Annotated in this window: 1 protein-coding gene; it reads right to left on the reverse strand. The window is 67.9% G+C overall.

Annotation, left to right across the window (positions count from 1 at the left end):
* A partial coding sequence (locus ACZ3HG_RS23940) for an ABC transporter permease subunit (protein WP_465334892.1) occupies window positions 1-265 on the reverse strand: 265 nt, incomplete at both ends.

Genomic DNA, 265 nt, shown 5'->3' on the forward strand with positions numbered 1-265 from the left:
CGGGGAGGGTCTGCATCGGGCCGTCGAACGGGTTGGAGTTGAAGTTGTCGGTGAAGCTCGCGGCGATGAAGATCGGCGCCGTCTCACCGACGACGCGGGCCACGGCCAGCACGACACCGGTGATGATGCCGCTCGCCGCCGTGCGCAGCACGACCCTCACGATCGTGGCCGATCGCGGCACGCCGAGGGCGAGCGATGCTTCGCGCAGATCCGCGGGCACCAGACGCAGCATCTCTTCGGTGGAGCGGATGACGATGGGGATCAT

It is taken from the genome of Erwinia sp. PME.40.26/001 (genome assembly GCF_055556675.1).